Here is a 7,137-nt window from a genome sequence, read left to right on the forward strand (position 1 = left end):
CGCACGCAAGCGACACAGCCAAACCTCCGCGAGAGTCACACACCCCAAGCCTATCCTTACTTCGCTTCCAACGCCTCAATCCGCGCCAGCAGGGCTGCGTTTTCCTCACGCGCTTTTTGCGCCATCGCGCGCACAGCGTCGAATTCCTCCCGCGTCACAAAATCACGACCGGCCAGCCAGCGGTCGACCATCGAATTCATCGCGGTTTCCGCCTCGGTTTTCGCGCCTTGCGCCACGCCCATCGCGTTGGTCATCAGTTGCGACATGTCATCGAAAAACTTGTTGCGGCCTTGCATGCGCGCCTCCTTTTTGGTGCCAGATCTTATGCTATATATGGCAATCCCTTGCCTTCGGGGCAAGGTCGCGCGTGCAAACGGTTGACTTCACCGCCCTGCGGCGTGAAAACGCGCGCGGCGCATGCCAGCGCCCAAAAGGACGACCATGCAGGGTTACATCCCCTTCCCCAATATCTCACCCGAGATTTTCTCGCTGTCCTTTGGCGGGATGACCTTCGCGCTACGTTGGTATGCGTTGGCCTATATCGCCGGATTGCTGCTCGGTTGGCGGATTGTGCTGCACGCGATTGCCACGCCGCGTCTGTGGCGCGACACCGCGCCGATGAGCGCCGAACAGGTGGAACGTTTGCTGACATGGATCATCCTTGGCGTCATCCTTGGCGGGCGCTTGGGCTATGTGCTGTTCTACAGCCCCGGCTATTACCTGTCGCACCCGCTGGAGGTGTTGAAGGTCTGGCAAGGCGGCATGTCATTTCATGGCGGTTTTCTGGGGGTGGTGGTTGCGGCCTGGCTGTTCTTCCGGGCTGAGAAAATCCCGCTGCTGCCCGCCGCCGATCTGCTGGCAGTGGCAACACCACCGGGCCTGCTGTTGGGTCGCATCGCCAATTTCATCAATGCCGAGCTTTGGGGCCGCGCCAGCGACAAGCCTTGGGCGGTGGCCTTTCCCGGTGAGGCCGCACAGCACTGTCCGGATGTGGTCGGAGTCTGCGCCCGCCATCCAAGCCAGCTTTATGAGGCTGGCCTGGAAGGGCTGCTGCTCGGTGCGGTTCTGATTTGGCTCACCTATCGCCGGGGCTGGCTCAGACGCCCCGGACAGATTACCGGGGTGTTCTTTGCCGGTTACGGTGCCGCGCGGTTTTTCGTAGAGTTTTTCCGCCAACCCGACGCGCAATTTGTGACCGAGGGCAACCCGCTTGGCCTTGCGTTCCAATCGGGCGGTTATGGGTTGACGATGGGGCAAACCCTGTCGCTGCCGATGATTGGCGTGGGATTGGTGCTGATCTGGTGGGCGCGGCGTGGCCGGGCTTGAGCCGATCTTGCTGGACCGGATCGCCGCCGATGGCCCGCTGACGCTGGCGCAATATATGGACGCCTGCCTGCTGCACGCCGAGCATGGCTATTACACCACGCGCAATCCATTGGGCGCGGCGGGCGATTTCATCACCGCGCCAGAGATCAGCCAGATGTTTGGCGAACTTCTTGGTCTATGCCTTGCACAGTCATGGGTGGATCAAGGCGCACCCGACCGCTTCATCCTTGCAGAACTCGGCCCCGGTCGCGGCACGTTGATGGCCGACCTGCTGCGCGCCACCCGCGGCGTTCCGGGCTTTCATGCAGCGGCACAGGTTCATCTGATCGAAGCATCGGCAACGCTGCGCGCGGTGCAACGTGCGACCCTCGGGCCGGAGGTCACATGGCACGACCGCATTGAACAGATACCGCAGAATCGCGCGCTGTTCCTGATCGCAAATGAGTTTTTTGACGCGCTGCCGATCCGGCAATTCACCCGACACAGCGGGGGGTGGTGTGAAACCATCGTCGGCGCAGCTGCGGGCAAGCTGGCCAAAGGCTATGCCGCCCCGGTCGAGCTTGCGGAACTTAACCACAGGTTGGCCGACATGAAGCCCGGAGAGGTGGTGGAACTACGCCCAACGGCCGCGCCGATCATGGCGCAGATCGGCGGCCAGATCACAGCGCATGGCGGTGCCGCGCTGATCATCGACTATGGCAACGCGCCCTCCAAAGGCGACACGCTGCAGGCCGTGCGTCACCATGACTTTGCAGACCCGTTCGCCACCCCCGGCATGGCCGATCTCACGGCGCATGTCGATTTCGCCGCACTCGCCATTGCCGCCGCTCCCGCCCGCGCGACAGCCATGACCGATCAGGGCGCGCTGCTGGCGCGGCTTGGCATCGGCGCGCGTGCGCAACTTCTCGCGCGCAATCTGTCTGGCGCGGCACTGGAAAACCATCTTGCCGCCACACAACGCTTGACCCGACCCGAGGAAATGGGAAACCTGTTCAAGGCGCTGGCACTTTACCCACCCAACCAGCCCGCGCCGCCGGGATTTGACTGACATGCTTGAAATCTTGACCGCAGACGCGCTGTCCCCCCTTACCCACGGGTTTTTCACCCGAAAGGGCGGTGCGTCATCGGGCATTTTCCACGGCTTGAATTGTGGCCCCGGCAGTTCCGACCTGTCCGACGCAGTCGCGATCAACCGCGCCCGCGTTGCCTCCGCGATGGGCGTCGAACCGGATCACCTGCAAACGCTGCATCAGGTCCATTCCGCAGAAGTCATCACCTTGACAACACCCTTGAGCAAACGTCCTCGCGCCGACGCGATGGTCACAGCCACCCCCGGCGTCGTACTGGGCATCCTTACGGCCGATTGTCAGCCGGTGCTTTTTGCAGATGCCGCCGCAGGGGTGATCGGGGCCGCCCATGCCGGATGGCGCGGTGTCAAAGACGGCGTGCTGGAGGCGACAATCGCGGCGATGGAAGGGCTCGGTGCCAAGCGTTCGGAGATCGTCGCGGTGATCGGCCCCTGCATCTCTCAATCCGCCTATGAGGTTGGGCCCGATTTCCTGGAAGCCTTCCTCGACGACGACACCGAAAACGCCCGCTTCTTTGCGCAGGGAAAAGGTGATCACGCGATGTTTGATCTGCCGGGTTTCGGTCTGTCGCGGTTGCGGGCGGCGGGGATCAGCGATGCCGGATGGACCCGCCACTGCACCTATAGCGATGAGGATCGGTTCTACTCCTACCGGCGCGCGACACATCGGGGTGAGGCGGATTATGGCCGCCTGATTTCTGTGTTCCGCGTTTAGTATCAGCACAAGTGGGCATGAAAACGGCATAATCGGCCGCGATGTTGCCACAGATTGATGGGAAATGGGCCGTGCTCGAATTCTCATTGTGGGTTTTCTAAAGCAAAATCAAAGCGTCAACGTTTGGAAACCCCACCACAATTCATCCGGTGCATGCCCTCAACAACCCCGGAAAATCACGCCGCAGTCAAACCCCTGCCCCAATCCACCGGTATTCTGATTGCAATAACGTCCGACCCTGCGCTTGACGCGTGGTCGGCAGCAAAAAAGACAGGAGCAGACCATGACCAAACGCCGCTGGCTCAAATCCGTCATCGCGACCGCAAAAGAGCCACAACTCGCCTTGCCGTTCCAACGCGGTAACCGTCGCAAACCCGTGGCCGTAGACACCGCGCAAAAGCCGCAACCAATGCGTGCCAAAGCCGCGCATTGAAGTGGCCGCTTCCGTCAAGCGAATCGGATCAGGGTCAATCGCCCATGGCCTGTCATCATGCTTTCGTCCGATTCCACTAAGACGCCGCAACAATCCCGCTTCTGATCCAGGCATTGTTGCGCGCTTTTGCAAGACAATCTCATTCGCTTTGACAGATCGCCGCAATTCAGCCATCTTCTGACCAAGCCGAACTAAAACGCGGCGGGTGAGAGTGAAGGTTTCGACGGCAAGCGTGGTAAGACCAAAGGGCATGTTGACCTGCGGCTCCCTTCCCGTCACAGTGAGCGGGTTTTCAAAAAAGGCGGCCCTGATATGCTCCTCTGGCATGTCGAAAAGGGGCCGCTTTTTGATTTCGTCGGCGTTTATGATGATCTGACCCGCTTGTGCCGACGGGCTTGGAACCGCGCGAACATGGAAAACTGCACCAAAGACGCTTTTTCGGCGGAAAATCAGAATTTTCGTGGAACATTCGCAAGCCGCACGCAGCCGTTCACGCGCGGCGGGTCAACCGCTCTTCCAGAACGTCAAATGGCACACCCGGCTCATCCTTCGCACCCCGGATCACCAGACTGGTTTTCACACTCGCGACGTTGTTGGCCTTCAACAACTCTCCGGTCAGAAAACTCTGGAAACTCGACAGGTCGGGTGCCACGCATTTCAGGATGAAATCAATCTCCCCGTTCAGCATGTGGCACTCCCGCACCAAGGACCACGCCTGACAGCGCGCCTCAAAAGCCGAAAGATCGCCCTCCGCCTGACTGTGAAGCCGCACCATGGCGAAAACCTGCACTTCAAACCCCATTTCGCGCGCGTCGATTTCGGCGTGGTAGCCGCGGATAAACCCTGCCTCCTCCAGCGTCCGAACCCGGCGCAGACATGGCGGTGCCGAGATTCCGACCCGTTTGGCCAGTTCCACATTGGTCATGCGCCCGTCCGCCTGCAATTCCGCAAGGATTTGCCGATCGATCGGATCCAGTTTCGCACCAGCCATTTTTTTGATGTTCCTTGCCGTTCGGGGTCATTTTAGATCGTTTCGTGCCGGACCTTATGTTTTCTGCCCGGTTTGCGCAATATTGTTTCGCGTATTGGCGAGGTTTTATCATCACCTGACCTCATCCGCTTCCGGGCTTTTCGCCCGGCAATACAGCGTCTATATGAGGGAGGAACATCCACCTCCGGGGGCAGCATGGCCGAAGCACGTCACAGCAAAGTTCTGATCATCGGCTCCGGCCCTGCGGGTTATACCGCCGCTGTCTATGCCGCGAGTGCGATGGCCAACCCCATTCTGGTGCAGGGCATCCAGCCCGGCGGGCAATTGACCATCACCACCGAGGTCGAAAACTGGCCCGGTGATGTCCATGTGCAAGGCCCGGATCTGATGATCCGGATGGAAGAACACGCCCGCGCCATGGGGGCGGAGGTGGTGTCGGACTACATTTCGAGCCTCGATCTGTCGCAACGCCCCTTCACCGCAACGGCGGATAGTGGCACTATCTTTACCGCCGATGCAGTGATCCTTGCGACGGGCGCGCAGGCGAAATGGCTCGGCCTTCCGTCCGAAGAAAAGTTCAAGGGCTTTGGCGTATCTGCTTGCGCCACCTGCGACGGGTTCTTCTATCGCGGCAAGGAAGTGGTGGTGATCGGTGGCGGCAATACTGCGGTGGAAGAAGCGCTGTTTCTGACCAATTTTGCCACAAAGGTCACGCTGATCCACCGCCGCGACAGTCTGCGCGCCGAAAAGATCATGCAGGATCGCCTGTTCAAGCACCCCAAGATCGAAATGTTGTGGAACCATTCGGTTGAGGAGATCCTCGGCGATGAAAACCCGCCCGGCGTTACCGCGGTGCGCGCCAGAAACGTCGAAACCGGCGCGGTGACCGACATTCCCTGCGCGGGGGTGTTTGTTGCCATCGGCCACGCCCCGGCGTCAGAACTGGTCAAGGATCAGTTGGAACTGCACAACGGCGGTTATGTCGTGGTGCAACCGGGCAGCACCCATACGTCTATTCCAGGTGTTTTCGCTGCGGGTGATCTGACGGACCACATCTACCGTCAGGCCGTGACTTCGGCGGGGATGGGCTGCATGGCGGCGCTGGATGCGGAACGTTATCTTGCAGAACAGGAGTGAGCCGTCTCTGCGGCGTCAGTCGGCTGAACTGACAAGGTTGCGCTCAGAAGATGGTTCAGTGCGGGGTCACACGCGCCCAGATGCGTCAGACTGCAAAACGTAAACGACAGGGCGACCGCCGAGCCTATCGCGTTCAATCACATATCTGCCGGATTATTTCGTGATGGATGTCTTCTCTGCGATAAATATCCATCAACCGCAGTCCTCCAGTACTGCACCAAAACCAGCAGCTTCACCGGTTCAATGCACGCTCACCGGTGCCAGATCATGCTCCCGCGCAAGCGCAAACGCCATGCGCTTGTCCGCCACCAGCGCAAGCCGTTCGCCATTGCCGCGATGCACGGCGTAGATCGTGGTCAGCCCATCGGCCTGCTCCCGCACTTCCTCCGGCAAGTCCGATACCTCGACGGGCCGCACATAAACGATCCGCTCTGCCGCATCCGGCAATTTGTTGTAACGTGTATTCATCTCATTTCCCCTTATCTGCGATCAATCGGGATGGTCTGGACAACCACATCCTGCACCGAACGGCTGAGATCAATGTGCAACAGCCCATGCTCCAATGCCGCGCACGCAACCTCCACCCCTTCGGCCAGCACGAAAGACCGCTGGAACGCCCGCGCCGCGATGCCGCGATGCAGGAACATATGTTCGCCTTCGTCCTCCGCTTGCCGGCCGCGCACAACAAGTTGCCGATTCTCGACGGTGATGCTCAGATCTTCATCGCGAAACCCGGCCACCGCCAGCGTGATCCGGTATTCATTCTCCGACACGGCTTCGATGTTGAACGGCGGATAGCCTTCCCCGGCCGTTTTCGCGGTCCGCTCCACCAAACGTTCAAGCTGCTCAAAGCCCAACAGATGGGGATGCGCCCCAAATCGCAGTTTTGTCATCGACTTGTCCTTCTTCAAAGCGACAGCCCGGCAGGTCGAACCTCGATATTGAGCGTTCGATATAGCCAGAATATGGTGTGCATGGCGCAGCGCCGCAAGGGGGGAACCACGCGACGCCGGTGCAGTTTTGCCCACTACGATCTTCCAGATCGGTTATACTCAACCGCGAAAACGTGAAACGACTCAGGCAGACATCACAATGAATGCGACGACAGAGCTGAATTTTGACGAAATGCTGCGGATCCGGCTGGAAGTCATGCGTCGCGAACACCGTGACCTGGATGAAGCGATCAAGGCGGTGGAGGCAAGCGTCAATCCCGATCAACTGATGCTGCGCCGGTTGAAGAAACAAAAGCTGACGTTGAAAGAGCGAATCGTGAAGATCGAGGATGATCTGATCCCAGATATCCTCGCCTGACCTGACCCGACCTGCTGCCGGATCGCGCACATCGCAAATCCCCCGAAGCCGAGCGGCACCGCTGATTTCATCTTGGTAAAAATACCTTGCTCTGCCGCTGCGGTTCGCCCCGCCGCCGAACAAAAGACGCCTAGAAC

At 59.8% G+C, this 7,137-nt stretch carries 10 protein-coding genes; 6 read left to right on the forward strand and 4 right to left on the reverse strand.

All coding sequences use genetic code 11. The features are described from left to right. Positions 1 to 56 precede the first annotated feature (56 nt). The gene (locus tag L0H65_RS11365; protein WP_301459109.1) at positions 57 to 296 is read right to left on the reverse strand and encodes an accessory factor UbiK family protein; all 240 of its coding nucleotides are present in this window, start codon (positions 294 to 296) and stop codon (positions 57 to 59) included. A 145-nt stretch (positions 297 to 441) separates the two neighbouring features. Here L0H65_RS11365 and lgt point away from each other — a divergent pair, with 145 nt between their 5' ends. The 4 genes from lgt (at position 442) to L0H65_RS11385 (ending at position 3,561) form a co-directional block, all read left to right on the forward strand. Continuing rightward, positions 442 to 1,326 (forward strand): prolipoprotein diacylglyceryl transferase, encoded by an 885-nt coding sequence (gene lgt, locus L0H65_RS11370; RefSeq protein WP_301459111.1) that lies wholly within the window; start codon positions 442 to 444, stop codon positions 1,324 to 1,326. Next, a complete protein-coding gene (locus L0H65_RS11375) occupies positions 1,313 to 2,374 on the forward strand; it encodes a class I SAM-dependent methyltransferase (protein WP_301459112.1) in 1,062 nt (353 codons plus the stop codon). The genes lgt and L0H65_RS11375 overlap by 14 nt, the downstream gene beginning before the upstream one ends. Before the next feature lies 1 nt (position 2,375). Then, the gene (gene pgeF / locus L0H65_RS11380) at positions 2,376 to 3,128 is read left to right on the forward strand and encodes a peptidoglycan editing factor PgeF (RefSeq protein ID WP_301459114.1); all 753 of its coding nucleotides are present in this window, start codon (positions 2,376 to 2,378) and stop codon (positions 3,126 to 3,128) included. Between the two features lie 283 nt (positions 3,129 to 3,411). After that, positions 3,412 to 3,561, forward strand: coding sequence for a hypothetical protein (locus L0H65_RS11385; RefSeq protein WP_301459115.1), 150 nt, complete (start codon positions 3,412 to 3,414; stop codon positions 3,559 to 3,561). Positions 3,562 to 4,051: 490 nt separating this feature from the next. Here the strand turns inward: L0H65_RS11385 and L0H65_RS11390 are convergent, their stop codons facing one another. Further along, complete coding sequence (locus L0H65_RS11390; RefSeq protein WP_301459117.1) at positions 4,052 to 4,552, reverse strand: Lrp/AsnC family transcriptional regulator; 501 nt, start codon at positions 4,550 to 4,552, stop codon at positions 4,052 to 4,054. 195 nt (positions 4,553 to 4,747) lie between these two features. On the opposite strand from L0H65_RS11390, the gene trxB reads away from it, so the two are divergent. Then, the gene (trxB, locus tag L0H65_RS11395) at positions 4,748 to 5,689 is read left to right on the forward strand and encodes a thioredoxin-disulfide reductase (RefSeq protein ID WP_301459118.1); all 942 of its coding nucleotides are present in this window, start codon (positions 4,748 to 4,750) and stop codon (positions 5,687 to 5,689) included. A 240-nt stretch (positions 5,690 to 5,929) separates the two neighbouring features. Here the strand turns inward: trxB and L0H65_RS11400 are convergent, their stop codons facing one another. Both L0H65_RS11400 and L0H65_RS11405 read right to left on the reverse strand, forming a co-directional pair. Next, positions 5,930 to 6,157 carry a DUF1150 family protein gene (locus L0H65_RS11400; RefSeq protein WP_301459120.1) on the reverse strand — a complete coding sequence of 76 codons (228 nt, stop codon included), beginning with the start codon at positions 6,155 to 6,157 and terminating at the stop codon, positions 5,930 to 5,932. Between the two features lie 11 nt (positions 6,158 to 6,168). After that, the gene (locus L0H65_RS11405; protein WP_301459122.1) at positions 6,169 to 6,582 is read right to left on the reverse strand and encodes an Hsp20 family protein; all 414 of its coding nucleotides are present in this window, start codon (positions 6,580 to 6,582) and stop codon (positions 6,169 to 6,171) included. Positions 6,583 to 6,781: 199 nt separating this feature from the next. Here L0H65_RS11405 and L0H65_RS11410 point away from each other — a divergent pair, with 199 nt between their 5' ends. Next, positions 6,782 to 7,000 carry a YdcH family protein gene (locus L0H65_RS11410; protein WP_301459124.1) on the forward strand — a complete coding sequence of 73 codons (219 nt, stop codon included), beginning with the start codon at positions 6,782 to 6,784 and terminating at the stop codon, positions 6,998 to 7,000. Positions 7,001 to 7,137 lie beyond the last annotated feature (137 nt).

The organism is Pseudorhodobacter sp. (assembly GCF_030452865.1).
Lineage (GTDB): Bacteria > Pseudomonadota > Alphaproteobacteria > Rhodobacterales > Rhodobacteraceae > Pseudorhodobacter.